Source organism: Ornithinimicrobium tianjinense, from assembly GCF_014636495.1.
In the GTDB taxonomy this organism is placed as follows: domain Bacteria; phylum Actinomycetota; class Actinomycetes; order Actinomycetales; family Dermatophilaceae; genus Ornithinicoccus; species Ornithinicoccus tianjinensis.
Genome location: NZ_BMEM01000002.1, coordinates 305,327 through 330,135, shown reverse-complemented (window position 1 = coordinate 330,135; position 24,809 = coordinate 305,327). Strand labels below are relative to the sequence as shown.

Sequence of the window (24,809 nt, the reverse complement as noted above, 5' to 3'; positions counted from 1 at the left end):
GCCCGCGGACGAGCTCAGGCCAGGTGCTCGGCCCACCAGTCGAGAATGTGCTCGAAGCGCTGCACCCGGTGCCTGGGCTGGCCGGACCTCGTCAGCTCGTGGCCCTCGCCGGGGAAGACGAGCAGCCTCGTCGGCACGCCGTTGCGCCGGAGGCGGGAGAAGAGCCGCTGACCCTGCTCGAGCGGGCAGCGGAAGTCGCGCTCGGAGTGGATGACCATCGTCGGGGTCGTGATGTTGTCGGCCCAGGTCAGCGGCGACTGCTCGTGCGCGAAAGCACCGACGTACTCGTCGCCGAAGAACCAGCCGATGTCCGAGGTCCCGGCGAAGGAGTCCCACGCGTTGACCGCGCGCTCGCTGATCGCGGCGGTGAACCGGTCGGTGTGCGCGACGAGCCAGGTCGTCATCAGCCCGCCGTAGGAGCCGCCCTGCACGCCCACCCGCGTGGCGTCGAGGCCGGGCAGTGTCAGGGCGTGGTCGAGCAACGCCGTCAGATCGGCGACGTCGACGGTGCCGATGGCCTCCTTGACCGCCCGTCCGTGGGTCGCGCCGTAGCCCGAGCCGCCGCGCGGGTTGCCCATCACCACGGCATACCCGGCGCCGGCGAGGACCTGCGCCTCGTCGAAGAGGTTGCCGGAGTACTGGGTGTAGGGACCGCCGTGGATCATCAGGACGACCGGGTGGCCGCCCTTGCGCGGGGCCTTGCCGGTCGGCCGGAACAGCCAGCCGTGGACCGGGTAGCCGTCGTTGGCCGTGGTCTCCAGCTCCTCGGGCTCGATCGGCGCGGCGCGGCCCCTGAGGTGCCGGCCGAAGTCCGTCACCGGGGCCAGTTGCTCGCCGACGGGCGCCACGAACAGCTCGGAGTATGACGTGCGCGTCCCCGCGACCGCGGCGACGACGCCGCCACCCACGGCCACCGCGCTCACGCTGACGCTGCCGTCGAGCAGCACCTGCCCGGTGTCCACGTCGCGGACGACGGTGTCGCCGCGGGTCTCGAAGGCGGCGACGAGCGTGCCGCCGACGCCCAGGGCGGGCGGGCAGGCGAGGTGGTCGGTCTCGGGGTCGGTGAGGGCCTCACCAGCGCTCCGGCCGTCGGCCTTGGCGTCCTTGGGCACGGCGGTGAGCCGCCGCAGCACGGGGTTGCGGGCCACGAAGTCCTGCCCGCTCTCACCGAGGCCGCCGACCCCGTAGACGACGCTGCCGTCCCCGGCGACGTGGGCGCTGCCGACCGAGCCGGTGCCGTCGGTGTGCCGGCGGAAGCCCTTGCCCCGCAGGTCGACCGAGCAGAGGTCCGAGACGAGCGTGTCGGGCCGCCAGGTGCCGCGCCGGTCGCGCGAGGCGATGAACCCCACGCGGTCGGCGGACAGCCAGACGGGGGAGCGGTCGTCACCCGCGCCGGTCGTCAGTTGCGTGCTCTGCGGGAGCTCCTCCGCGTCCTCGCCGTCGTCCTCGGCGAGCCCGGCGAGGTCCACGACGAAGATCTTGCTGGGACGGTCGAGGACGTAGCCCAGGCCGTCGGCCAGGTAGGCGCTGTGCTCGATGAGCCGCGGCGCCTCCTGATCGGGCTTGACCTTCTCGTCGGTGCCGTAGCGGCCCTCCTCGGGGAGGCGCGCGGCATACGCGATCGCGGTGCCGTCGGGGGACCAGGCGAACCCGCCCACCCCGAGCTTGTGCTCGGTGAGCCGGCGGGCGTCGCCGCCGTCGGCGGGTATGACGTGCAGCTGCGGCGGGCCGTCCTCGCCGGCGCGCAGGAAGGCGATCCGGCTGCCGTCGGGGGAGTAGGCGGGCGAGCCGTCGCGGGTGCCGCGGGTCAGCCGCCGGGCCGGCCCGTCGGCCGCCCCGTCCGCCAGCGGCTGGCGCCACAGGCTGGTCCGGTAGCGGTTGTCCTCCACGTCGGGCCGGCTCACCGCGAAGAGCACGTCGCGGCCCTCCGGGTGGACGGTGAGGGCGGACAGGGTGCGGATCGTGGTCAGGTCGCTCGGCTGCACCCGCCCGAGCGTAATGGCCTCCCGGGCGGGTCCGTGGGTGGCCTCGCCTACGCTCGTCCCATGCAGCAATACCTGGATCTCCTGGAGCGGATTCGGATCGAGGGCGTGCAGAAGGGGGACCGCACCGGCACCGGCACGCTGTCGGTCTTCGGCCACCAGATGCGCTTCGACCTCACCGAGGGCTTCCCGGTGCTCACGACCAAGCGGCTGCACCTGCGCTCGGTGATCGGTGAGCTCCTGTGGTTCCTGCGCGGCGACACCAACGTGCGTTGGCTGCAGGAGCGCAAGATCTCGATCTGGGACGAGTGGGCCGACGAGGACGGCGACCTCGGCCCCGTCTACGGGCACCAGTGGCGCTCGTGGCCCGCTCCCGACGGCGGCACGATCGACCAGATCGACCGGCTGGTCACCGGCCTGCGCACCAACCCCGACTCCCGGCGCCACATCGTGAGCGCCTGGAACGTCGCCGAGGTCGACGACATGGCGTTGCCGCCGTGCCACACGCTCTTCCAGTTCTACGTCGCGCCCGCGGCTCCCGACGACGAGGACGGGCGGGGCTGGCTGTCCTGCCAGCTCTACCAGCGCAGCGCCGACACCTTCCTCGGCGTCCCGTTCAACATCGCCAGCTACGCCCTGCTCACGCACATGGTCGCCCAGGTCACCGACCTGCGGCCCAAGGACTTCGTGCACACCATCGGCGACGCGCACCTCTACCTCAACCACCTCGACCAGGCGGCCGAGCAGCTGACCCGGACGCCGGGGCCGCTGCCGACTCTGTGGCTCAACCCCGCGGTCAAGGACCTCGACGCCTTCGAGCTGGAGGACGTCGAGGTGCGTGACTACGTCGCGGCGCCCACGATCAAGGCCCCGATCGCGGTATGACGTCGCGCTTCCAGGTGGTCCCCGCCGCCTACGTGGCGCTCCTGCGGGACGGGGAGCAGGGCACCGAGGTCCTGCTCCAGCTGCGCCGGGGCACCGGCTACATGGACGGTCGCTGGGCGCACGGCGCGGCCGGCCACGTCGAGCTGGGGGAGAGCGCGCTGCAGGCGGCCGGCCGAGAGGCGGTGGAGGAGCTCGGGGTGAGGGTCGACGTGGAGGACCTCGCCCACCACGCGACCGTCCACCGCACGGTGGCTGCGCACCGACCGTCGGAGGAGCGGGTCGACCTCTTCGTCTCGACCCACCGCTGGACGGGCGAGCCGTCCGTGCAGGAGCCGGACAAGGTGGCCGACCTGCGGTGGTGGCCGCTGGATGACCTGCCGGACCACGTCGTGCCGCACGAGCGGGCGGCGCTGGAGGTGCTGGCCGGCCGCTCGTCGCAGACGCTGGTGACCCTGGGGTTCGACCAGACCCTGACCCTGGTGGCCGCGGTCGGCCGCAACGGGGTGATCGGTGACGGGTCCTCGATGCCCTGGCACCTGCCCGAGGACCTGCGGTTCTTCAAGGAGACGACGATGGGCGGCACGCTCCTCATGGGGCGCGGCACCTGGGACTCGATCGGCCGCGCGCTGCCGGGGAGGCGGACGATCGTCGTCACGCGTCAGCAGGACTGGTCCGCACCCGGCGCGGAGGTCGCCCACTCCCTCGAGGAGGCGCTGGCGCTCGCGGGCGACGTCGAGGTCTTCGTCGTCGGCGGGGGGCAGATCTACGCCCAGACGATCGAGCACGCCTCCCGCCTCGTGCTGACGGAGGTCGACCTCGAGCCTGAGGGCGCGACCCGCTTCCCCGACGTCGACCCGGCCGTGTGGCGAGTGGCTGAACGCCGTCCCGGCTCCGGCGACGTCGCCGCGTGGGTGACGTGGACCCGAGTGTGATCCAGATCACGATACTTCTGCGTAACGACACCTGACCGGCCCCCGATATAGACAGTGATCGCGCTGCTACCTGGACCCCCCGAGCGGGTAGCAGCGCGATCTTGCGTCTCCGGCCAGGCCCCCGCGCAACCCCCCGTCGGCTCGCCCACGGACCCCCGGGCGGGATGGTTTCCCGACCGCCCCGCCCGCGTATCCTGGCCCCCATGAGTCACCCCCACCCCGAGCTCACCGCCCCCGGACCGCTGCAGGACGGGGGCGTCCGCGTCATCCCGCTCGGCGGGCTGGGCGAGGTCGGTCGCAACATGGCCGTGCTCGAGCACCGGGGCAAGCTGCTCGTCATCGACTGCGGGGTGCTCTTCCCCGAGGAGCACCACCCCGGCATCGACCTGATCCTGCCCGACTTCGGCCCCATCGAGGACCGCCTCGACGACATCGTCGCCGTCGTCCTGACCCACGGGCACGAGGACCACATCGGCGCGGTGCCCTACCTGCTCCGCCTGAAGAACGACATACCCCTGGTCGGGAGCCAGCTGACCCTGGCCCTCGTGGAGGCCAAGCTCAAGGAGCACAAGATCAAGCCCTTCACCCTCGGGGTGAGGGAGGGCGACCGTGAGGCGCTGGGGCCCTTCGACTGCGAGTTCGTCGCGGTGAACCACTCGATCCCGGACGCGCTCGCCGTCTTCGTGCGCACCTCCGGCGGCAACGTGCTGCACACCGGCGACTTCAAGATGGACCAGCTGCCGCTGGACGGTCGGATCACCGACCTGCGGGCCTTCGCCCGGCTGGGGGAGGAGGGCGTGGACCTGTTCATGACCGACTCCACCAACGCCCACATCCCCGGTTTCACCACGCCCGAGCGCAACATCACCCCGGCCATCGAGCGCGTCTTCCACCAGGCCGAGCGGCGCATCATCGTCGCCTGCTTCGCCTCGCACGTGCACCGCGTCCAGCAGGTCTTCGACGCCGCGGCGGAGTCCGGGCGCAAGGTGGCGATGGTGGGGCGCTCGATGATCCGCAACATGGGGATCGCGGCCGACCTCGGCTATCTGCACATCCCCGACGGCGTCCTGGTGGACCTGGGCAAGCTCACCCAGCTGCCGGACGACCAGCAGGTGCTGATCAGCACGGGGTCGCAGGGCGAGCCGATGGCGGCGCTCTCGCGGATGGCCAACGGTGACCACAAGATCGAGGTCGGTGAGGGCGACACCGTGCTGCTCGCCTCCTCGCTCATCCCCGGCAACGAGAACGCCGTCTACCGCGTGATCAACGGCCTGACCAGGCTGGGCGCCAAGGTCGTCCACAAGGAGAACGCCCTCGTCCACGTCTCGGGCCACGCCAGCGCCGGCGAGCTGCTCTACTGCTACAACATCGTGCGTCCGCGCAACGTGATGCCGGTGCACGGCGAGTGGCGGCACATGGTCGCCAACGGCGACCTGGCGGTGGCGACCGGTGTGCCGCGCGAGAACGTCGTGCTCGCCGAGGACGGGGTCGTGGTCGACCTCGTCGACGGCCAGGCGCGCGTCGCCGGGGCGGTGGACGTCGGCTACGTCTACGTCGACGGCTCGCTGGTCGGCGCGGCCGACGAGACCATGCTCAAGGACCGCCGCATCCTGCGCGACGAGGGCTTCGTGACGATCATCGTCGTGCGGGACGCGTCCACCGGTGCCATCGCCGCCGGCCCGGAGATCCAGACCCGCGGCTTCGCGGAGGGCGAGGACGTCTTCGAGAAGGTGCGGCTCAAGCTGGTCTCCGCGCTGCAGGAGGCGCAGAGCAACGGGGTGCAGGACACCTACCAGCTGCAGCAGGTCATCCGCCGCACCGTCGGGTCGTTCGTGGGTGGACGGCTGCGCCGTCGCCCGATGATCATCCCGATCGTCATCGACGCCTGAGGCTACGCGGCCGCCGGCCTGTCCGGGCACCGAGCCGCCGGCGTGGCCGGGCCGAGTCACCGGCCTGTCCGGGCACCGAGCCGCCGGCGTGGCCGGGCCGGGCTGCCGGCGTGGCCGGGCCGAGCCACCGGCGCGTAGATAGATGACATGACAGACAGAGTTATTCGGTCAAGGAGCGGGTTGTTCACCGCTCCTGGACCGAATAACTCTGTATGACGTGTCACCCAGAGGGTAAGGAGGGGCACCCGTGCCCCGAGCGGCCGGCCGGACGCGCACACGGCGGAGCTGGACGCGCGCGGCGGGCCACCACGCGGGCGGCGGGGCCTCAGTCCTCGATGGCGCGCGGGCGGTCCTGGTCCCGCCGCTGCGCGAGGCGTCGCGCCTGCTCGGCGATCTGGGCCTCCGTCGGCTCCCGGTCCCACGACATCGACGCACGGTGCAGGCCCAGACCGAGGCCCCACCCCATGGCCGGCCAGACCGGCCAGAAGTAGCCCGCGCCGGTGATCAGCCAGATGGCGACCAGCAGCGCCATGACCGCGAGATAGACGGTGAGGTGGATGCGGAAGGCCTTCACCGCCTCGAGGTGCTTGAGCGCCGCGGCGCGGAGCGCGGGGTCGGCCGCCGGGTCCGGGGTGAGGGGCGGGGCGGGGCGCTGCGGGTCGTAGCTCGGGAGCGGCGGCGGGACGCGGCTCGGGTCCTCGGTCATGATCCCAACGTAGTCCGCTTGCGGCCCGGCGGCCACGGACTTCCACGGCCCACTCGCACCCGCCCCCGGCGTGTGAACCGTGTGACGGACGTGGTCATTGGTACCGTGCGACGGTGGCCAAGTCTGTGACCTCCTCCAGCCGCCCCCGCAGCAGCGGGCCGCGCGCCGGCTCGAGCGCGAGACCCTCGTCGGGGCGCTCGGGCTCCGGCTCGGGCGCGTCCCGGTCCCGCGGCGGGCGCGCTCCCGAGCCGCGCCCCGGCGGCTCCCTGCCGGGCAAGGCCTACCGCGGCATCGCCGGCGCCGCCGGTGGCACGGTCCGCGCGATGAGCGACGCGGCCCACGACCTCGAGCCCGAGCACCGCCGCGACGGTGCGGGCTTCCTGCTGCTCGTGCTGGCCGTCATCGTCGCGCTGCGCGAGTGGTGGCAGCTGGACGGGCTCTTCGGCGACATCGTCCACTCGGTCGCCGCCGGCACCTTCGGCCGGGTGGCCCTCGTCCTGCCCCTCGTCCTGCTGTTCTTCGCGATCCGCAACTTCCGCAAGCCCACCGAGGGCCAGGCCACCAACCGGATGTCGATCGGCACGATGGCCATGCTGCTGTCGGCCTCGGGCATCACCCACCTGGCCACCGGCGCCCCGGACTACGCCGAGGGTGCCCACGCCCTCGAGGGCAGCGGCGGCATCCTGGGCTTCATCCTCTCGGCCATGCTCTCGGCCGCGATCACCGCGACCGGCGCCTACGTCGTGCTCTCCGTGCTGGGCGTCTTCGGCTTCCTCGTCCTCACGCGCACCCCGGTGCACCGCATCCCGGACCGGCTCCGCGAGCTCGAGCAGCACCTCTTCGACTCCGCCCGCTTCGACGACGTCGACCCGGTCACCGGCGAGGTCCTGCCCCGGCGTCGCCGGGCCCGCGCGGACCTCGACGAGCGCGACGGCGACGTCGCCTTCGAGCAGGCCGCCGAGGTCGAGCGGGGCAAGGGCGGGCGCTCGCTGCGCGCCGGTGCCCGTCGCTCCCGCGACGCCGAGGTGTATGACGTGGACGCCACCGGCGAGGTGCCGGCGCCCACCAAGGGTGGGGCGGCACGGCATACCCGGGGCACCGGACTGGCGGACGTGCCCGCCGGCGACGCGACCGAGGAGATCCCGGCGCTGCGGCCCGGGCAGAAGCGCCCGAGCCCGCCGAGCGCGGTCGAGAAGGTCAAGGCCGCCGCCCAGGCCGAGAAGGCCCCGCTCGAGCCGCCGCCCACCACCCAGCTGCCGCAGCGGGTCGAGCAGCTGCAGCTGGCCGGCGACGTCACCTACACGCTGCCCGACTCGGCCCTGCTCAAGCCCGGCAGTCCCCATAAGGAGCGCTCCGAGGCCAACGACCGGGTGGTCGACGCGCTCACCGGTGTGCTCGAGGACTTCAACATCGACGCGCAGGTCACCGGCTTCACGCGTGGCCCGACGGTCACCCGCTACGAGGTGGAGCTCGGTCCCGGCGTCAAGGTCGAGCGGATCACCGCGCTCTCCAAGAACATCGCGTATGCCGTGGCCTCCGCCGACGTGCGCATCCTCTCGCCGATCCCCGGCAAGTCCGCCGTCGGCGTGGAGATCCCCAACACCGACCGCGAGAACGTCAACCTCGGCGACGTGCTGCGCAGCCAGGCGGCGCGCAACAACACGCACCCGATGGTCATGGGCGTCGGCAAGGACGTGGAGGGCGGCTACGTCATCGCCAACCTGGCCAAGATGCCGCACATGCTCGTGGCCGGCGCGACGGGCTCGGGCAAGTCGAGCTTCGTCAACTCGATGATCACCTCGATCCTCATGCGCTCGACGCCGGACGAGGTGCGGATGATCCTCGTCGACCCCAAGCGGGTGGAGCTGACGGCCTACGAGGGCATCCCGCACCTCATCACGCCGATCATCACCAACCCCAAGAAGGCCGCCGAGGCGCTGGCCTGGGTGGTCAAGGAGATGGACCAGCGCTACGACGACCTGTCGGCCTTCGGCTACAAGCATGTCGACGACTTCAACAAGGCGATCAAGGCCGGCAAGGTGACGCCGCCCCCGGGGTCGCAGCGCGTCATGCAGCCCTACCCCTACCTGCTCGTCGTCGTCGACGAGCTCGCCGACCTGATGATGGTCGCCCCGCGCGACGTCGAGGAGTCGGTCGTGCGCATCACCCAGCTGGCGCGCGCCGCCGGCATCCACCTCGTGCTCGCGACCCAGCGTCCGTCGGTCGACGTGGTCACCGGCCTGATCAAGGCCAACGTCCCGTCGCGGATGGCGTTCGCGACCTCCTCCCTCGCGGACAGCCGGGTCGTGCTCGACCAGCCCGGCGCGGAGAAGCTCATCGGGCAGGGCGATGCGCTCTTCCTGCCGATGGGGGCGAGCAAGCCGATGCGCGTCCAGGGCGCCTGGGTGGGCGAGTCGGAGATCCACGACGTCGTCGCCCACGTCACCGGGCAGCTCAAGCCGACCTACGTCGAGGAGGTCGCGGCGGCGCCGGCCAAGAAGCAGATCGACGAGGACATCGGCGACGACCTCGACCTGCTGCTGCAGGCGGCCGAGCAGGTCATCACGACGCAGTTCGGCTCGACGTCGATGCTGCAGCGCAAGCTGCGCGTCGGCTTCGCCAAGGCGGGCCGTCTCATGGACCTCATGGAGAGCCGTGGCATCGTCGGTCCGTCCGAGGGGTCGAAGGCCCGCGAGGTGCTGGTCCGGCCGGACGACCTCGAGGAGACGCTGGCCGTCCTGCAGGGCCAGGAGCCCGCGCCCCGGCCGGAGGTCGAGACCGACACCGCGCCCTTCGACGCCGACGCCGCCGAGGTCGTCGACGAGGGCGAGGGGTATGCCGTGCCCGAGCCGGTGGCCCCGCAGCGCAACACGCGCTACGACGGCGACCCGGTCTCCGGGACCTACGTCGAGGACGAGGGCGAGGAGGAGTCCGAGGACGCCTGGGAGCTCACGGACCGTGGCGGCGGGCGCGAGCGCTACTGACGGGCGCGGCTGACGCGGGCTGCTCACTCGAGCTGCTCACGCAGGCTGCTCACCGGGCTGCTCACCAGACCGGCGTCCCCGCCGAGAGTCCGGGAGGGCCGGCGCCCGGCCGTAGACTGAGGCCCATGCCCGCCACCCGCTCCGTCGCCGTCGTCACCCTCGGCTGCACCCGCAACGAGGTCGACTCCGAGGAGCTGGCCGGCCGGCTGGCCGCCGAGGGCTGGACCCTCGTGGACGACGCCGGCGAGGCCGACGTGGCCGTGGTCAACACCTGCGGGTTCGTCGAGCAGGCCAAGAAGGACTCCATCGACGCGCTGCTGGAGGCCAACGACCTCAAGCGCACCGGCCGCACCCAGAAGGTCGTGGCGGTCGGTTGCATGGCCGAGCGCTACGGCCAGCAGCTGGCGGCCGAGCTGCCCGAGGCCGACGCCGTGCTCGGCTTCGACTCCTACGCCGACATGTCCGGTCACCTCCAGCGCATCCTCGCCGGCGAGGCCACCGCCTCCCACGTGCCGCGCGACCGTCGCACGCTCCTCCCGCTCGCGCCGGCCGCACGGCATACCGCCAGCGAGCACGTCGCCCTGCCGGGCCACCAGCAGCGCGCGGAGGAGGCCGAGCTGGCGCAGGTCGCGCCGGCGAGCGGCCCGCGCGTCGTGCGTGCCCGGCTCGACGACCGCCCGTGGGCGCCGCTGAAGATCGCCTCGGGCTGCGACCGGCGCTGCGCCTTCTGCGCCATCCCGATGTTCCGCGGCAGCTTCGTCTCCCGGCGGCCGGAGGAGATCCTCGCCGAGGCCGCGTGGCTGGGGGAGCGGGGAGTCAAGGAGGTCTTCCTCGTCAGCGAGAACACCACCTCCTACGGCAAGGACCTCGGCGACCTGCGCCTCGTCGACAACCTCCTCCCGCAGCTGGCGGCCACCGAGGGCGTCGAGCGCGTGCGGGTCTCCTACCTGCAGCCGGCCGAGATCCGTCCCGACCTGCTCGACGCGATGGCCCGCACCCCGGGGGTCGTGCCCTACTTCGACATCTCCTTCCAGCACGCGAGCGGCCCGCTGTTGCGGCGGATGCGCCGCTTCGGCGACCGCGCCTCCTTCCTGGCGCTGCTCGACCAGGTGCGCGAGCGGCTGCCGGAGGCCGGCATCCGCACCAACGTCATCGTCGGCTTCCCGGGGGAGACCGAGGAGGACCTCGCCGAGCTCACCGCCTTCCTCGAGGCCGCCCGCCTCGACGTCGTCGGCGTCTTCGGCTACTCCGACGAGGACGGCACCGAGGCGGAGGGCTTCGAGGGCAAGCTCGACGAGGCCACGATCGCCGAGCGCGTCGCGCGGGTGAGCGCCCTCGTCGAGGAGCTGACCGCCCAGCGCGCCGAGGAACGGATCGGCACGTTCGTCGAGGTGCTCGTGGAGGGCGTCGAGGACGACGGAGACGACGAGGAGCCCCGGCTCGTGGGGCGCGCGGGGCAGCAGGGGCCGGACGTCGACGGCGTCACCCACCTCGTCGACGAGGACGGGGGTATGCCGCAACTCGCCCCGGGCGCGATCGTCACCGCCGAGGTCGTCGCGACCGAGGGGGTCGACCTGATCGCCATACCGGTGAGCGCCGACGAGGCGCCCGAGGAGGACTGACGTGATCCACGACCCCGACGGCCCCGACATCGCGACCGCCCCGGAGGCGCCGCAGGCCTCCCCGTGGAACCTGCCCAACGCACTGACCGTGCTGCGCATGCTCATGGTGCCGCTGTTCGTGTGGCTGCTCATGCGGGAGTCGGGCGAGGACGTCTCCGACCGGTGGTGGGCCGCTCTCGTGTTCGTCGTGGCGACCGCGACCGACTGGGTCGACGGGCACCTCGCGCGCCGCAACGGCCTGATCACCGCGTTCGGCAAGCTCATGGACCCGATCGCCGACAAGGCGCTGATGGGCTCGGCGCTGATCTGCCTGTCCCTGCTCGGCGAGCTGCCGTGGTGGGTGACCGTCGTCATCCTGGTCCGCGAGATCGGCATCACGCTGATGCGGTTCGTCGTCATCCGGCGCGGTGTCATCCCGGCCAGCCGCGGCGGCAAGCTCAAGACGGCCCTGCAGGCGGTCGGCCTCACCCTCATGCTCACCCCGCTCGACGGCGTCGTCGGGACGGCCGGGCTCTGGATCATGTATGCCGCGCTCGTCGTCACCGTGGTGACCGGCGTCGACTACCTGAGGCAGGCGTTCGGACCCCGGCCCGCGCCGGCGCGATGACGGCCGCACCGGTCACGACCGCGGCCCGCGTCGTCGGGCTGCTGCGCGAGGCCGGGCAGACCGTGGCGGCGGCCGAGTCGCTCACCGGTGGGCTGGTGACGGCGGCGCTGACCGACGTGCCGGGGTCCAGCGCGGTCGTGGCCGGGGGAGTCGTGGCCTACACGCCGGCAGCCAAGATCGAGGTGCTCGGTGTCCCGCCGGGGGTGGTCGAGGGGCACGGGGTGGTCTCGAGGGAGTGCGCCGAGGCGATGGCCGACGGGGTCCGGGCGCTGCTGGGGGCCGACTGGGCCCTGTCCACGACGGGCGTGGCGGGTCCCGGGCCGAGCGACGGGCACCCCGCCGGCACGGTCCACATCGCGGTCGTCGGTCCCCGCGACACGCCGGGGCTGCCGGCGCTGCCGGGGGAATCAGGGCGGGTGCACCGCGCGTTGTCACTGGTCGGCGACCGGACAGCCGTGCGCGTCAGCGCCGTCGAGGCGGTGCTCCAGCTCCTGGAGGAGGCTCTGCGCGGCGGTCTGTCAGCGCCGGGAGGTACGGTAGGGATCTCGTCGACCGACGGGACCGACGCAGCAGAGGAGGGCTGACCATGGTGCTGCTACGACGTGAGCTGGGTGACGTCCTGCGTGAGGAGCGCCAGCGCCAGGGACGCACCCTGCGCGAGGTCAGCTCGCAGGCCGCCTGCTCCCTGGGCTACCTGTCCGAGGTGGAGCGCGGCGAGAAGGAAGCCTCCTCCGAGCTGCTCGCCTCCATCTGCCGGGCCCTGGAGGTGCCGCTGTCGGACATGCTGTCCGACGTGGCCGACCGGGTCAGCCTCGCCGAGGCCGCTGAGACGCAGATGACCGCCGTGCTGACCGAGGGCCTGGCCAAGCCGATCCGTCGGGCTCAGGTGGGCGCCCGCCGGGGCGCCGTCGTCACCGCAGCCTGAGCCCCGGCGGCGTCTTTTCTCCGGGCTCACGGTCGGGCTTACGACAAAGACCTGTCAGGGGCGTTCGTCCTGCAGGTAGGACGAGCGGTGACCCAGCGGCAGCTGTCTGGCGCCGTCGTCGTGCGCGGCGATCCCGCCCTGGCAGGCCGGGCAGTAGGCCAAGAAGCGCTGCTGCGGCTGCTGTCCCACCGTCGCCCACCTCACGACCGTCCCGCAGCGGTGGCAGGGCAGTCCCCGCCGCCCGAACACCCAGGTGTCCTCGGAGACCCCAGGGCGCCCCGTGGTCACCAGCCGCCGGTCGCGGCAGCTCTGGACCATGAGCCGGCGGGTGGTGCGCAGCAGGTCCGCGAGCGCCTCGACGTCGACGTCACCGGCAGGCGTCCACGGGTGAAGGCCGGCCAGGAACAGCGGCTCGCTGGCCCAGATCGTGCCGATCCCCGCAACGTTGCGCTGGTCGAGCAGCGCCTCGACGAGCGGTCGACGGGGCACCTGACGGAGGTTGGCGACCGCGCGGTCCAGGTCGAAGGCCGGGTCGAGCAGGTCCGGGCCCAGATGACCGACCACGGCCGCCTCGTCGGCAGTGCGGACGAGGTCGAGCATGCCGAGCTGGTCGCCCACGGCGACGACCTCGGTCGTCCACAGCAGCGCCCGCACGGTGTGCCGGCCGCCTAGTGCTCGGCGGCGCGCCACCGGGTGCACCCGCCAGGAACCGTCCATCCGCAGGTGGCTGTGCAGGGTCAGGTCGCCCTCCAGGCGGTGCAGCAGATGCTTCCCGCGCGGCACCACCTCGACGGTGCGCCGCCCGGAGAAGTCCGCGGTCGCCAGCGCGGGGTAGCGCAGATCGCTGCCGACAAGCACCTGCCCGGCGAGCGCGCGGTGCAGCCGCCGCGCGGTCAGCCAGACGGCGTCCCCCTCAGGCACCGCGTCCCTGGGCGTGGTACTCGACGTTGGGGACCATCGCCAGAGCCGTGGACACCCGGTTGGTCATGTTGAACATCCCGATGACCTGGATCGCCTCCAGGATCTGGTGGTCGTCCAGGCCGACCGCCCGGAGCGGCTCCAGGTCCAGCGCTGTCACCTCGGCGGGACGCAGGGTCAGCTGCTCGGCGTAGGCCGCGAGCGCCGCCTCGCGCGGCGGCAGCTGGGCCTGGCGCCAGTTGACGGCGACGAGATCTGCGGTGACCGGGTCCCCGGAGTAGTGGCGCAGTGCGGCACCGTGCGAGACGGCGCAGTACGTGCAGCGGTTGAGGCCGCTGACGACCACTGCGAGCAGCTCGCGCTCGGCGTTGGTGAGATGACCCTCCTTGTTGACGAGGAGGTTGAAGTAGGCCCACCACGCCTGGAACTGCTCGCCGTTGTAGGCCTGGGCGACGAAGACGTTGGGGACGAAGCCGAAGACCTCCTGCGACTTGTCCCAGAGTCGACGCACGCCCTCGGGCACGTCGTCGCGGGCGGGCAGGGGGAGAGCCGAGATGGTGGGATCGTGCTGCGGCTGGGTCATGGAGCGACCCTAGTCCCGGCCCGCGGCCGACGACCGGGCAGCGCCATGGCGGCCAGGCTCAGCACGACCACCGTGATCCCGAGCGCGCTGAGGCTGCCGAGCACCTCGCCCAGCACGAGCACGCCGAGCAGGGTCGCGGTGACCGGCTCGGCGAGCGAGAGCGTCGCGACGGTGCTCGAGGGAAGCCCGGCCAGACCGTGCTGGAACAGGACGTACGACAGACCGGTGGCCACCAGGCCCAGCCACGCGACCATGAGCGCACCGCGCGCGCTCAGCACCCAGCCCAGGTCCGCGCCGGCCACCGCGGGGAGCAGGACCATGGCTCCGACGCCGAACATCCCGGCCATCACGGTGACGCCGTGAGCGCCCCGGAGCAGCAGCGTGCGCGCGGTGACGGTGTAGCCGGCGTAGGACAGGCCAGCACCGAGAGCGCCGGCGACGCCGAGCGGGTCCACGCCCGCCCCGGCCGCCCCCCGCGCCGAGGACCAGGAGGACGACCCCGACGACAGCCCCGGCCGTCGCCGCGCCCCACCGGCGCGTCAGGCGCTCGCCGAGGAGCAGCCCCAGAGCGCCCGTCGCCAGCGGCGCCACCCCGAGCGCGACGACCGTGCCCACGGCGACCCCGGCGCGATCCACCCCGAGGAAGAAGCAGGCCTGGTAGGCCGCCACGCACAGGCCGCCCAGCAGGAGGACGGCGCCGGCGGGGAGCCGCCCGGTCCCCGCGCCGAGGACGCGAGGATCGCCCTGCGCCGCGCGTCGCGGCATACCTCGAGCGGCGAGCAGGCCGAGCACCACAGCGCCCACGGCGATCCGCAGGGCTCCGACGCTCACCGGGTCCGTGCCGTCCGGCCCGAGGGCCTGGGCGGTGCCGGTGGTGCCCCACAGGGCGGCGGCGCCGACGGCGGCCAGCGCGGCGGTGGTCGGTCTCTCTGGTGCTGGCACGAGCGACATTCGATCACGCGAGCCCGACGGTGGCGGCCATCACCTGCGCAGGCGCAGACCCTGGGGAGCCGTGTGGAAGCCGGCTCGGACCAGCGCGGTCGCCAGCGGGACCGCCGACCCGAGCGCCGGGTCCCCGTCGATCTTGGTGACCGTGAGGCCGCCGAGGGCGCCGGACCTGACGGCCCCGACGAGGGCTCCGGCGACGGCGTCCCAGACCGCCTCGGGCTCGGCCGCCGACGCCGCCGGGTAGGTCAGCGCCGTGCGACCGCCGCGCTCGAGGTAGAGAACGAGCTGCCCATCGACCAGCACCACCATCGACCCGGCCTTGCGCCCCGGCCGGTGGGTGCCACCTGCACCCGCCTCCTCGCCCTCGGTCCGTCCCTCCGCGGCGACGCCCCTGTCCGGCCAGGGCACGCTCGCGCCGTACGGGTTCGCAGGGTCGGTGGCAGCCAGCAGCACGACCTCGGGCGTCCGCGGTGCCTGGTCACGCGCCTCGCCGTCGAGCGCGCGCAACCGGTCGATCGCCCCCGCGGTCCCGAACTGCGCCGCGCCCAGACCCTCCACGACATACCCGCGACGGACCCGACCCGCCTCCTCGGCACCGGCGAGGACCCGGTAGACGCCGGCATACCCGCCGGGGATGCCCTCCGCGACGACGGATCCGCGGGTGAGCACGCCGTAGCGGTCGAGCAGCTGCTCAGCCGTCGCGAGTCCCCGCACCGTCGGGTCGACCTCGACCTGCGGCAGGAGCGCCCACCGGCCGACGGCGGTCGGCGGCCCCGAGCGGACGGGCATCGCGGGGCGGGACGGGCGGCTCCCCAGGGCGACCGAGGTGCGTGACCACCGTCCGGCACGCGGCGCCCGGCGGGTCCGGTGCGCCGTGCGCCCGCCGCCCAGGAGGCCGCGCACCGGCGCGAAGGTGTCGGCGCTGAGCGCCCCGGCCCATACGAGGTCCCACAGCGTGGCGTTGAGGGCCTGGTCGTCGGTCAGGCCGAGGGCGTCGGTGAGCGAGCGGAACAGGTAGGCGCCCCCGGGGACGCGCTCGAGCACCTCGCGCACCCGCGCGGCCAGCTCGCCCTCGACGCTCTCGGGCTCCGCCAGCGTGAGGTATGCCGTGTCCGCCAGGTGGAGGGAGACCCAGCCGTCGTCGCCGGGGAGGCTGCCGTGGCCCTGCCACAGCACCTCGCCGCCGGTCATGAGCTCGTCGAGCAGCGCGGGGGAGTAGTCGCGCACGCGAGCCGGGAGCACCAGGCTCTCCAGGGACGAGGCGGGCAGACGGGCGCCGGCGAGCTGCTCGACCGCCCGGAGGACGCCGTCGACCCCGCGCAGCTGCTCACCCTCGCCGGAGCCGAGACCGGTCGCGCCCTGCCAGCGCGGCAGGAAGCGGGCATAGGTCCGCTGGGGGACCGGCTCGACCTCCTGGCGCAGGGCCGCGAGCGAGCGCCGGCGCAGGAGCCGCAGCACCTCGGCGTCGCAGAGGTCGTCGTGGCCGGTGCCGTGCGGGACGAGCGCGCCCTCGGCCATCCGGCCGGTGGACACCAGTCGGCGGGTCGCGTCGCGCACGACCGCCGCGCCCAGGCCCAGGCGAGCGGCCAGTGCTTCCAGCGTGAACGGCCCGTGGGTCCGGGCGTAGCGGACCACGAGGTCGCCGAGCGGGTCCTCGACGCCCTCGAGGTAGGCCGCGGGAACGCCCACGGGGATGGCGGTGCCGAGCGCGTCGCGCAGCCGGGCGGCGTCCTGCGCGTCCGCCCACCGGTCGTCGCCCCCGACGCGCACCGGGATGACGCGGCGGGCTCCCGCGAGCTCGTCGAGCCAGCCGTCGACCAGGCCGCGCGACTCCTCCTGGGTGCGCTCCCGGAGCTCGGCGGTCGAGAGCGGGCCGAGGACGCGCAGCAGGTCGAGCAGGTCCTGGGTGTCGCGCGCCGCCCGCTCGGGCGTCAGGCGCTGCAGCTCGGCCTCCGTGCGGACCACGACCTCGGGGTCGAGCAGGTCGCGGAGCGAGGCGCCCTCACCGCGGCCAAGCAGCTCGGCCAGCAGGGCGGGGTCGAGCGACAGCGCCGCCGCGCGACGCTCGGCCAGGGGAGAGTCGCCCTCGTAGAGGAACTGGGCCATGTAGCCCATGAGCAGGGACCGGGCGAACGGCGAGGGCTGGGCGCTGGCGACCGACACGACCCGCACCTGGCGCGAGGCCACCCCGCGCATCAGGTCGACGAGGGAGTCCACGTCGTAGACGTCCTGGACGCACTCGCGCACCGCCTCGAGCACGATCGGGAAGGTGGGATAGCGCGCCGCGACCTCCAGCAGCTGTGCCGAGCGCTGCCGCTGCTGCCAGAGCGGCTGGCGCCTGCCCGGGTTGCGCCGCGGCAGCAGCAGGGCCCGCGCGGCGCACTCGCGGAAGCGCGAGGCGAACAGCGCCGACCCGCCGATCTCCTGGGTGACGAGGTCGGCCACCTCGTCCGGGTCGAGCGTCAGCAGCTCGACGATCTCCGCGTCGAGCCGAGCCTGCTCCTCCCGGGTGTCAGCGCCCCCGCTACCGCGACCGTCCTCGTCCCAGCCGCCGAGGTCCGGCATCCGCAGCACGATCCCGTCGTCCGCGGCCAGCGCCTGCACGTCGGTCCCGTAGCGCTCCCGCATCCGCGCCGCCAGGCACAGCGCCCACGGCCCGTGCACCGGGCGGCCCCACGGCGAGTGCACCACCACCCGCCAGTCGCCGATCTCGTCGCGGAAGCGCTCGACGACGACGGTCCGGTCGTCCGGCAGGTGCACCGTCGCCTCGCGCTGCTCCTCCAGGTAGGTGACGAGGTTGTCGGCCGCCCAGCGGTCGAGGCCGCGGCCGGTGAGCGACTCCAGGGCGGCGGAGCGCGGCATACCCGCGGTCTCGCGCACGAACGCGCCGACCGCCGCGCCCAGCTCGGCGGGGCGCCCCTGCGCCTCGCCCTTCCAGAACGGCAACCGGCCCACCTGCCCCGGCGCCGGCGTGACCAGCACCTGGTCGTGGGTGATGTCCTCGATCCGCCAGCTGGTCGTGCCGAGGGTGAAGACGTCGCCGACCCGCGACTCGTAGACCATCTCCTCGTCCAGCTCACCCACCCGACGGCCCGGGCCGTCGCCGGTCGCGAGCATCACGGCATACAGGCCGCGGTCGGGGATCGTGCCGCCGGAGGTGACGGCGAGCAGCTGGGCGCCGCGCCGGGCGGTCAAGGTGTCGGTCACGCGGTCCCACTCGATCCGTGGGCGCAGGTCGGCGAAGTCCTCGCCCGGGTAGCGGCCCGCCAGCATGTCGAGCACCGCGTCGAACAGCGGCCGGGGGAGCGCGGCGAAGCTCGCGCTGCGCCGCACCAGGTCGAAGAGGTCGGGGACCGCCCAGTCCTCCATCGCGACCATGGCCACGACCTGCTGGGCGAGGACGTCGAGGGGGTTGGTGAGCACGTGCAGCTGCTCGATCATCCCGGCGCGCATGCGGTCGACGACGACCGCGGTCTGGACCAGGTCGGCGCGGTGGGTCGGGAAGAACACGCCCGCGCTGACCGCGCCCACCTGGTGGCCGGCACGACCGACGCGCTGCAGCCCGGAGGCGACGCTCGGCGGGCTGGCGACCTGGACGACGAGGTCGACGGCTCCCATGTCGATGCCGAGCTCGAGGCTGCTCGTGGCGACCACGGCAGGCAGCTGCCCGGTCTTGAGGGCGTCCTCGATGACCGCCCGCTGCTCCTTGCTCACCGACCCGTGGTGGGCGCGCGCGAGCGCCGGCGGGGCGCCCTGGCTGGCCCCGGACTGCGCCATCACCTGGGCGGGGGCGCGGGACGTTCCGGTATGGCGTGGCGCCCCGGACCCGGCCTCGTCCCCGTCCCGGTCCGAGTCGGCTCCGGTCGCCTCGAGGCGCTCGTCCCAGTCCTCGTTGAGCCGTGCGGTGAAGCGCTCGGCGACCCGGCGTGAGTTGGTGAAGACGAGGGTGGAGGTGTGCTCGGTGATCAGGTCGGCGACGCGCCGCTCGACGTGCGGCCAGATCGAGGCGCGTTCCTCGGGGTCGGGGGCGGGCGCCCAGACGTCGCCGTCCCCGTCGCCGTCGAGGTCGGGGAGCACCGGGCCCGGGCCGCTCATCCAGTCATCGGGCTGGGCCGCCCGCTCCTGCGCGGTGGCCCGCTGTGCGGGTGCGGTCGGGGCACCGCCCGCGGCAGGCCCGGGCAGCTCGGTCGCGCCGGGGTCGGACATGTCGGGGACCGGCACGACCACGCGCAGGTCCCAGCGCTTGGTCGACTCCGGCTGGACGATGCTCACGGGCCGCCCGCCGGCGAGGTAGCGCGCGACCTCCTCGACCGGACGCACGGTCGCCGACAGGCCGATCCGCTGGGCCGGCCGCTCGAGGAGCGCGTCGAGCCGGTCGAGGGTGAGGGCGAGGTGGGCGCCGCGCTTGGTGCCGGCGACCGCGTGGACCTCGTCGACGATCACCGACTCGACGCCGGTCAGCGCCGAGCGGGCCTGGGAGGTGAGGAGCAGGAAGAGCGACTCGGGCGTCGTGATGAGGATCTCGGCGCCGTCCCGGGCGAACGCCCGGCGGTCTGCTGCCGGGGTGTCGCCGGAGCGGACCGCGACCGAGACGCGCGGCGACGGCATACCGAGGCGAGTCGCGGCGTGGCCGATGCCGACGAGCGGGGAGCGGAGGTTGCGCTCGACGTCGACGGCCAGGGCCTTGAGCGGGGAGACGTAGAGGACGCGGCAGCGGCCGCGCTCGCTGCCGTCCTCACGGACGGCCGGCTGCGGCGGCTCCGCGTGGGTGGCGACGATGCGGTCGATCGCCCACAGGAACGCCGAGAGGGTCTTGCCCGATCCGGTGGGAGCCACGACGAGGGTGTGGTCGCCCCGGCTGATGGCCTCCCACGCTCCGGCCTGGGCCGCAGTGGGGCCGGGGAAGGAGGCGTCGAACCACGCCCGCGTGGCGGGAGAGAAGCGGTCGAGGACCGCCTGGTGCGGCTGCGTGGTCACGCGACCACTGTGCCACCGGCCACCGACAGACGTCGGCGCCGGTAGCCGGACGTCAGCGCTGGTCGCCCGACTGCGGCACCAGCCTGCGGCGCTTGCTCAGGTCGACCCGGTTGCCGTAGGCGCCGGTGACCTCGGGGACCGGCGGACGCTCCATGTCCCGCATCCGGTGGTGCTCGGTGATGTAGGTCGGGCGCCAGAGCTTCAGCGCGACGAGCAGCTTCTGCCACCAGGCCAGGTCCTGCCGAGTGCTCACGTGTCCTCCAGTGCTGGGAGCGGTCGGGTCTCCCGCCAATCCTCTCACGCGCCGGGTAGCGTGACTGCGCGTGGAGGGGGAGCGGCGGGCGCGGCTGAGACGCAGGTACCTGAGCCTCGGGATCGGCGAGCTGGTCGCCGCTTCCGTCTTCACCGCTGTCGGTATGGCGCAGCTCGCCCCGCGCCTGCCCGGCACCGCGGGCGCGGTCGCGCTCTGGTCGGCGCTCGGGCCGCTGGTGCTCGTGCTCGTGCAGGCCGGGGTCTACTGGTTGCTGGCGCGGTCCTGGGTCGGCCTCGTGGGCCGGACCATGCCCGCCGGCGCGGCGACGGCATACCGGGCCTTCCAGCTCGCCAACCCGCTGCTCCTGGCGGCCGGTCTGGTGGGGCTGGTCCTGGCTCGCCCGGGCAGTGCGGTGCTCAGCGTCCTCCTCGGCGGCGTGTGGCTGTTCGGCGTCGTCGAGCACGTGAACTACTACGTCGCACGGCTCGCCTGGCCGGTCGGTCGGTGGTGGTCAGGGGTGCGCAGGTGGGCGACGCCGCGGCTGGTGCTGGACCTGCGTGAGGCCAGGGGGTCGCTCCGCTAAATGGGTGGAGGTGTGTCGGAGGGCAGACCTACGCTGGGACACCTGATGCGCGACTTTCCTCCCACCGTGACGGCCTGGACCCCAGGCTCGTCCCACGTGCCCGACACCCGCGGCCCCGGACGCTTCCTCTGGTGGCTCATGCGGCAGCAGGGCGACCTCATGGTCGCCGCCTGCCTCTGCAGCCTGCTCTGGATGCTGCCGACGGCGATGACCCCGTGGGTCTTCGGTCGCGCCATCGACGAAGGCATCGTCGCGGGGGACACGGGCCGCACCCTCATGTGGTGCCTGGTGCTGCTGCTCATCACGCTCGTCGGCGCCAGCAGCGGGGTCTTCTACCACACGGTCGTCGTGCGCTCGTGGCTCGTCGCCTCCTACGGCCAGACCGGCCTGGTGACCAACAAGACGACCCGTCTCGGGCACGTGCTGACCCGCCGCGCGCCGACCGGTGAGGTGCTGTCGGTCAACGGCAGCGACGGCGAGCAGTTCGGCCACTTCGTCGAGATCGTCTCGCGCCTGGTCGGCAACGTCATCGCCTACGTCGTGGTGGCCGTCATCGTGCTCCAGATCTCCGTCCCGCTCGGGCTGGTCGTGCTGCTCGTCGCGCCGCTGCTCGTCGTCGTGTCCTCGGTGCTCCTGCGGCCGCTGTCCGCCGCGCAGACCCGCGAGCGCTCGCGCGACTCCGAGCTGACCTCGATGGCGACCGACATCGTCGCCGGCCTGCGCATCCTGCGCGGCATCGGCGGCGAGCGGATCTTCGGCGACAACTACGCCGGGCAGAGCCAGCGCGTGCGTCGGGCGGGGGTGCAGGCGGGCGGCTGGGCCGCGTTCGTGGAGTCGGTCGGGGTGCTGCTGTCCGGCCTCTTCCTCGTGACCCTCATGGTCCTCGGCGTGCGGGCGGTCGGCCGGGGCGAGCTGCAGATCGGTCAGCTCGTGACCTTCCTGGGCTACGCGCTGTTCCTCGTGCAGCCGATCCGCGTGGTCTTCGAGGCGGCGCAGCAGATCACCCGCTCGTTCGTGTCGGCGCGCAAGACCATCGGCGTGCTGGGCACCCCCGACCCCTGGCCGGTGCGCGAGCGCCAGGCCGTCGACCACCGCGCCGAGCTGGTCGACGAGGTCTCGGGCCTCACCGTGCGGCCGGGGCTGCTGACCATGGTCGTCAGCGCGGTCCCGGACGACTGGGCCGCGCTGGCGGACCGCCTGGGTCGCTACCTGCCCGGTGAGGACTCCATGCCCGCCGACGAGGACGACGAGGTGACCGGTCGCGCGGCCAAGCGCGCGCATCGCGAGAAGCTGCGCGCACGCGCCGAGCTGGCCCGCCGCGACGCCGAGCGCGCCGAGCGGCCCTGGGGCGTGCGGCTGGGCGGGGTGGACCTGGCAGCGCTGCCGATCGAGCAGGTCCGCGAGACGGTCCTGGTCAGCGACACGGGTGCGCACGTCTTCGCCGGGACGCTCCAGGACGCCGTCGACCCGCACGGGAGGCTGACCCTGCCGCAGGCCGAGGCGGCGCTGTATGCCGCGGCCGCCGAGGACGTCTTCGACCTCATGCCCGGTGGCTGGCAGGGCGTGCTCGACGAGCGCGGCCGTGGGCTGTCCGGAGGTCAGCGACAGCGGCTCGTGCTCACCCGCGCGCTCGCGGCCGACGCCCCGGTGCTCGTCCTCGTCGAGCCCACCTCGGCCGTCGACGCGCACACGGAGGCGCGGATCGCCGAGCGGCTCCCGGAGCACCGCCGGGGTCGGACCACCGTCGTCATGACGGCCTCCCCGCTCCTGCTCCACCACGCCGACGAGGTGGCGCTGCTCGAGGGCGGCCGGGTCGTGGCCGTCGGCAGCCACCACGAGCTCGTGGCCACGCACGACGGCTACCGGCGGACGGTGCTGCGCGGCGACGCGGCCGAGCCCGAGGCCGTTCTCGACGCCCACGAGCCCTGGGAGGTGCCGGACGAGCCTGCCCAGCACCACGCCATACCCGAGCACCTTCCTGACCACGTCTCGGACCACCACCCGGAGGAGGTGACCCAGTCATGACCGTCCCCGACCTCGACGCCGCGCGTGCCGCAGAGTCGACCCGCACCTGGCGCGACGCCACCGATCGCCCGCCGGCTGTCCCCGACGCGCTGCGCGCACCGGCACCCGGCACGGTGAGCACGGGGGAGCGCTACCGCCTCCTGTGGGAGCGGCACCGGCTGCGGCGCGAGCGCGCCCAGGACAACCTGGTCGCCAGCCGCACCCCCGTGCGCGGGCTGCCGGTGGCCTCCTCGGGCACGGTGGTGGCCTACCTGCGCGAGCTGCTCGGACGCCGCTGGGTCTTCGTCGTGCTCGTCACGCTCGCCAACGCGCTGGCGGCGGCCGCCGGCTTGGCCGTGCCGATGCTCCTCGGGCGCCTCGTCGACCAGGTCGTCGAGGCCGGTGGGAGTCCGGCGGCCGGCGTGGTGTCGGACTTCGCGCTCGTCGTCGTGGGCGTCCTCGTGGCTCAGGCCGTGCTGACCTTCCTGGCCAAGTGGCTCGCCGCCGTGCTCGGGCAGGACGTCCTCGCCGAGGCCCGCGAGCACGTCATCCGGGCCGTCCTGCGGCTGCCGCTGGGCAAGGTCGAGTCGGCCAGCACCGGCGACCTCGTCACGCGCGTGACCCGTGACGTCGGCTCGATGAGCGGTGCGGTGCGCTGGGCGCTGCCGGAGTTCATCATCGGCGTGGTCACCGTGCTGCTGACGGTCGTCGCCATGGTGGTCAACTCCTGGGCGCTCGCCGTGCCGACGCTCATCACCGCGTCGCTGTCGCTGTGGCAGGTGCACCGCTACCTCCAGCAGGCGCCGGCGGCCTACCTGCTCGAGGGCGCGACCTACTCCCTCATCAACACCACGCTCACCGAGACGGTCGAGGGCGCGCGCACCGTGGAGGCCTTCGGTCTGCAGGCCGAGCGCCGGCAGGCCTCGGTGGACGACATCGAGGTGAGCGCGCAGGCCGAGCGTTACGGCCTCGTCCTGCGCAACCAGCTCTTCGCGATCATGGACATGGCCTTCTCGATGCCGCGCGTGATCACGCTCGTCGTGGGCGCCCTGCTCTACTCGCGTGGTGCCGTGACGCTGGGCCAGATCACCGCGGCGATGCTCTACATCGAGACCTTCTACGGCCCCTTCGACCGGCTCGTCGGCACCATCGACCGGCTCCAGGTCGGCATCGCGTCGACCACGCGCCTGCTCGGCATCGCCGAGGTGCCGCCGGACCGCGAGGCCGGCGAGGCGCTCCCGGTCGGCAGCGAGCTGGTCGGGCGCGACCTGCACTACGCCTACCGCGAGGGCGTCGACGTGCTGCACGGCGTCGACGTCGCGCTGCGGCCGGGGGAGCGGCTGGCGATCGTCGGGCCGTCAGGGTCGGGCAAGTCCACCCTGGGCCGTCTGCTCTCCGGCATCCACGGGCCGCGGTCGGGTTCCGCGTCTGTCGGTGGCGTCGAGCTCGTCGAGCTGCCGCTCGACGTGCTGCGCACCGAGGTCGCCCTGGTCACCCAGGAGCACCACGTCTTCCGGGGCTCGGTCCGCGACAACGTGGTCCTCGCCCGGGACGGCTCCACCGACGAGCAGGTATGGCGTGCCCTCGAGACCGTGGACGCCGCCGGCTGGGTGCGTGCGCTCCCGCAAGGACTGGACACGGTCCTTGGCTCGGGACACCAGGCGCTCACGCCCGCGCAGGCGCAGCAGGTCGCGCTGGCCCGGCTGATCCTGGCCGACCCGCACACGCTCGTCCTGGACGAGGCGACCTCGCTCATCGACCCACGCACCGCCCGGCACCTCGAGGGGTCGATGAACGCCCTGCTCACCAACCGGACGGTCGTGGCGATCGCGCACCGGCTGCACACCGCGCACGACGCGGACCGCATCGCGGTCGTGCAGGAGGGCCGGATCGTGGAGCTCGGCTCGCACGAGGAGCTGATGGCCGCCGACGGCGAGTATGCCGCGCTCTGGCGGGCCTGGACCAGCTGAGAAGGCTGGGCCGAGAAGGCTCAGCCGGGCCGGTCAGACAA

18 protein-coding genes and 1 pseudogene are annotated in these 24,809 nt (G+C 73.6%); 11 read left to right on the top strand and 8 right to left on the bottom strand.

Annotation, left to right across the window (positions count from 1 at the left end):
* Window positions 1–14: 14 nt before the first annotated feature.
* Window positions 15–1,985, bottom strand: coding sequence for an alpha/beta hydrolase family protein (locus tag IEV65_RS09410; protein ID WP_188430136.1), 1,971 nt, complete (start codon window positions 1,983–1,985; stop codon window positions 15–17).
* A gap of 60 nt (window positions 1,986–2,045) precedes the next feature.
* Between IEV65_RS09410 and IEV65_RS09405 the strand changes: the two genes are divergently transcribed.
* The 3 genes from IEV65_RS09405 (at window position 2,046) to IEV65_RS09395 (ending at window position 5,688) form a co-directional block, all read left to right on the top strand.
* Window positions 2,046–2,867 (top strand): thymidylate synthase, encoded by an 822-nt coding sequence (locus tag IEV65_RS09405; RefSeq protein WP_188430134.1) that lies wholly within the window; start codon window positions 2,046–2,048, stop codon window positions 2,865–2,867.
* A complete protein-coding gene (locus tag IEV65_RS09400) occupies window positions 2,864–3,799 on the top strand; it encodes a dihydrofolate reductase (protein ID WP_188430132.1) in 936 nt (311 codons plus the stop codon). Before IEV65_RS09405 ends, IEV65_RS09400 begins: the two co-directional genes overlap by 4 nt.
* Before the next feature lie 203 nt (window positions 3,800–4,002).
* A complete protein-coding gene (locus tag IEV65_RS09395) occupies window positions 4,003–5,688 on the top strand; it encodes a ribonuclease J (protein ID WP_188430130.1) in 1,686 nt (561 codons plus the stop codon).
* A 325-nt stretch (window positions 5,689–6,013) separates the two neighbouring features.
* Here IEV65_RS09395 and IEV65_RS09390 read toward each other — a convergent pair whose 3' ends face one another.
* Window positions 6,014–6,394, bottom strand: coding sequence for a 2TM domain-containing protein (locus tag IEV65_RS09390; RefSeq protein WP_188430129.1), 381 nt, complete (start codon window positions 6,392–6,394; stop codon window positions 6,014–6,016).
* Between the two features lie 323 nt (window positions 6,395–6,717).
* On the opposite strand from IEV65_RS09390, the gene IEV65_RS09385 reads away from it, so the two are divergent.
* The 5 genes from IEV65_RS09385 to IEV65_RS09365 all read left to right on the top strand — a co-directional run bounded on the left by IEV65_RS09385 (window position 6,718) and on the right by IEV65_RS09365 (window position 12,532).
* Window positions 6,718–9,378 carry an FtsK/SpoIIIE family DNA translocase gene (locus tag IEV65_RS09385; protein ID WP_229735142.1) on the top strand — a complete coding sequence of 887 codons (2,661 nt, stop codon included), beginning with the start codon at window positions 6,718–6,720 and terminating at the stop codon, window positions 9,376–9,378.
* 125 nt (window positions 9,379–9,503) lie between these two features.
* Window positions 9,504–11,000 (top strand): 30S ribosomal protein S12 methylthiotransferase RimO, encoded by a 1,497-nt coding sequence (rimO, locus tag IEV65_RS09380; RefSeq protein ID WP_188430125.1) that lies wholly within the window; start codon window positions 9,504–9,506, stop codon window positions 10,998–11,000.
* A gap of 4 nt (window positions 11,001–11,004) precedes the next feature.
* Window positions 11,005–11,607 (top strand): CDP-diacylglycerol--glycerol-3-phosphate 3-phosphatidyltransferase, encoded by a 603-nt coding sequence (gene pgsA, locus IEV65_RS09375; RefSeq protein ID WP_371870166.1) that lies wholly within the window; start codon window positions 11,005–11,007, stop codon window positions 11,605–11,607.
* Entirely contained in the window at window positions 11,604–12,191 is a 588-nt protein-coding gene (locus IEV65_RS09370; RefSeq protein WP_188430121.1) for a CinA family protein, read from the top strand. Before pgsA ends, IEV65_RS09370 begins: the two co-directional genes overlap by 4 nt.
* A gap of 2 nt (window positions 12,192–12,193) precedes the next feature.
* The gene (locus tag IEV65_RS09365; RefSeq protein ID WP_188430119.1) at window positions 12,194–12,532 is read left to right on the top strand and encodes a helix-turn-helix domain-containing protein; all 339 of its coding nucleotides are present in this window, start codon (window positions 12,194–12,196) and stop codon (window positions 12,530–12,532) included.
* 54 nt (window positions 12,533–12,586) lie between these two features.
* Here the strand turns inward: IEV65_RS09365 and IEV65_RS09360 are convergent, their stop codons facing one another.
* The 6 genes and pseudogenes from IEV65_RS09360 to IEV65_RS09340 all read right to left on the bottom strand — a co-directional run bounded on the left by IEV65_RS09360 (window position 12,587) and on the right by IEV65_RS09340 (window position 20,211).
* Window positions 12,587–13,453: an Fpg/Nei family DNA glycosylase gene (locus IEV65_RS09360; RefSeq protein ID WP_188430117.1), complete on the bottom strand. Its 867-nt coding sequence runs from the start codon at window positions 13,451–13,453 to the stop codon at window positions 12,587–12,589.
* Window positions 13,446–14,033: a peroxidase-related enzyme gene (locus IEV65_RS09355; RefSeq protein WP_188430115.1), complete on the bottom strand. Its 588-nt coding sequence runs from the start codon at window positions 14,031–14,033 to the stop codon at window positions 13,446–13,448. The genes IEV65_RS09360 and IEV65_RS09355 overlap by 8 nt, the downstream gene beginning before the upstream one ends.
* A complete protein-coding gene (locus tag IEV65_RS15645) occupies window positions 14,030–14,488 on the bottom strand; it encodes an EamA family transporter (protein ID WP_229735116.1) in 459 nt (152 codons plus the stop codon). Before IEV65_RS15645 ends, IEV65_RS09355 begins: the two co-directional genes overlap by 4 nt.
* 88 nt (window positions 14,489–14,576) lie before the next feature.
* Window positions 14,577–14,984 (bottom strand): annotated as a pseudogene (locus tag IEV65_RS15970) (EamA family transporter); the annotation flags it as partial.
* A gap of 30 nt (window positions 14,985–15,014) precedes the next feature.
* Window positions 15,015–19,958, bottom strand: a complete 4,944-nt coding sequence (locus tag IEV65_RS09345) for an Lhr family ATP-dependent helicase (RefSeq protein WP_188430113.1) — start codon at window positions 19,956–19,958, stop codon at window positions 15,015–15,017.
* A gap of 52 nt (window positions 19,959–20,010) precedes the next feature.
* Complete coding sequence (locus IEV65_RS09340; protein WP_188430111.1) at window positions 20,011–20,211, bottom strand: hypothetical protein; 201 nt, start codon at window positions 20,209–20,211, stop codon at window positions 20,011–20,013.
* A gap of 70 nt (window positions 20,212–20,281) precedes the next feature.
* On the opposite strand from IEV65_RS09340, the gene IEV65_RS09335 reads away from it, so the two are divergent.
* The 3 genes from IEV65_RS09335 (at window position 20,282) to IEV65_RS09325 (ending at window position 24,768) form a co-directional block, all read left to right on the top strand.
* Window positions 20,282–20,794 carry a hypothetical protein gene (locus tag IEV65_RS09335; protein WP_188430110.1) on the top strand — a complete coding sequence of 171 codons (513 nt, stop codon included), beginning with the start codon at window positions 20,282–20,284 and terminating at the stop codon, window positions 20,792–20,794.
* 96 nt (window positions 20,795–20,890) lie between these two features.
* A complete protein-coding gene (locus IEV65_RS09330; RefSeq protein ID WP_229735115.1) occupies window positions 20,891–22,819 on the top strand; it encodes an ABC transporter transmembrane domain-containing protein in 1,929 nt (642 codons plus the stop codon).
* A complete protein-coding gene (locus IEV65_RS09325; RefSeq protein ID WP_188430105.1) occupies window positions 22,816–24,768 on the top strand; it encodes an ABC transporter ATP-binding protein in 1,953 nt (650 codons plus the stop codon). The genes IEV65_RS09330 and IEV65_RS09325 overlap by 4 nt, the downstream gene beginning before the upstream one ends.
* Window positions 24,769–24,809: the final 41 nt, after the last annotated feature.

Coding starts and splice junctions, on each gene's coding strand:
- IEV65_RS09405 (WP_188430134.1), top strand. CDS start 2,046: ATGCAGCAATACCTGGATCTCCTGGAGCGGATTCGGATCGAGGGCGTG.
- IEV65_RS09400 (WP_188430132.1), top strand. CDS start 2,864: ATGACGTCGCGCTTCCAGGTGGTCCCCGCCGCCTACGTGGCGCTCCTG.
- IEV65_RS09395 (WP_188430130.1), top strand. CDS start 4,003: ATGAGTCACCCCCACCCCGAGCTCACCGCCCCCGGACCGCTGCAGGAC.
- IEV65_RS09390 (WP_188430129.1), bottom strand. CDS start 6,394: ATGACCGAGGACCCGAGCCGCGTCCCGCCGCCGCTCCCGAGCTACGAC.
- IEV65_RS09385 (WP_229735142.1), top strand. CDS start 6,718: ATGAGCGACGCGGCCCACGACCTCGAGCCCGAGCACCGCCGCGACGGT.
- rimO (WP_188430125.1), top strand. CDS start 9,504: ATGCCCGCCACCCGCTCCGTCGCCGTCGTCACCCTCGGCTGCACCCGC.
- IEV65_RS09370 (WP_188430121.1), top strand. CDS start 11,604: ATGACGGCCGCACCGGTCACGACCGCGGCCCGCGTCGTCGGGCTGCTG.
- IEV65_RS09365 (WP_188430119.1), top strand. CDS start 12,194: ATGGTGCTGCTACGACGTGAGCTGGGTGACGTCCTGCGTGAGGAGCGC.
- IEV65_RS09355 (WP_188430115.1), bottom strand. CDS start 14,033: ATGACCCAGCCGCAGCACGATCCCACCATCTCGGCTCTCCCCCTGCCC.
- IEV65_RS09325 (WP_188430105.1), top strand. CDS start 22,816: ATGACCGTCCCCGACCTCGACGCCGCGCGTGCCGCAGAGTCGACCCGC.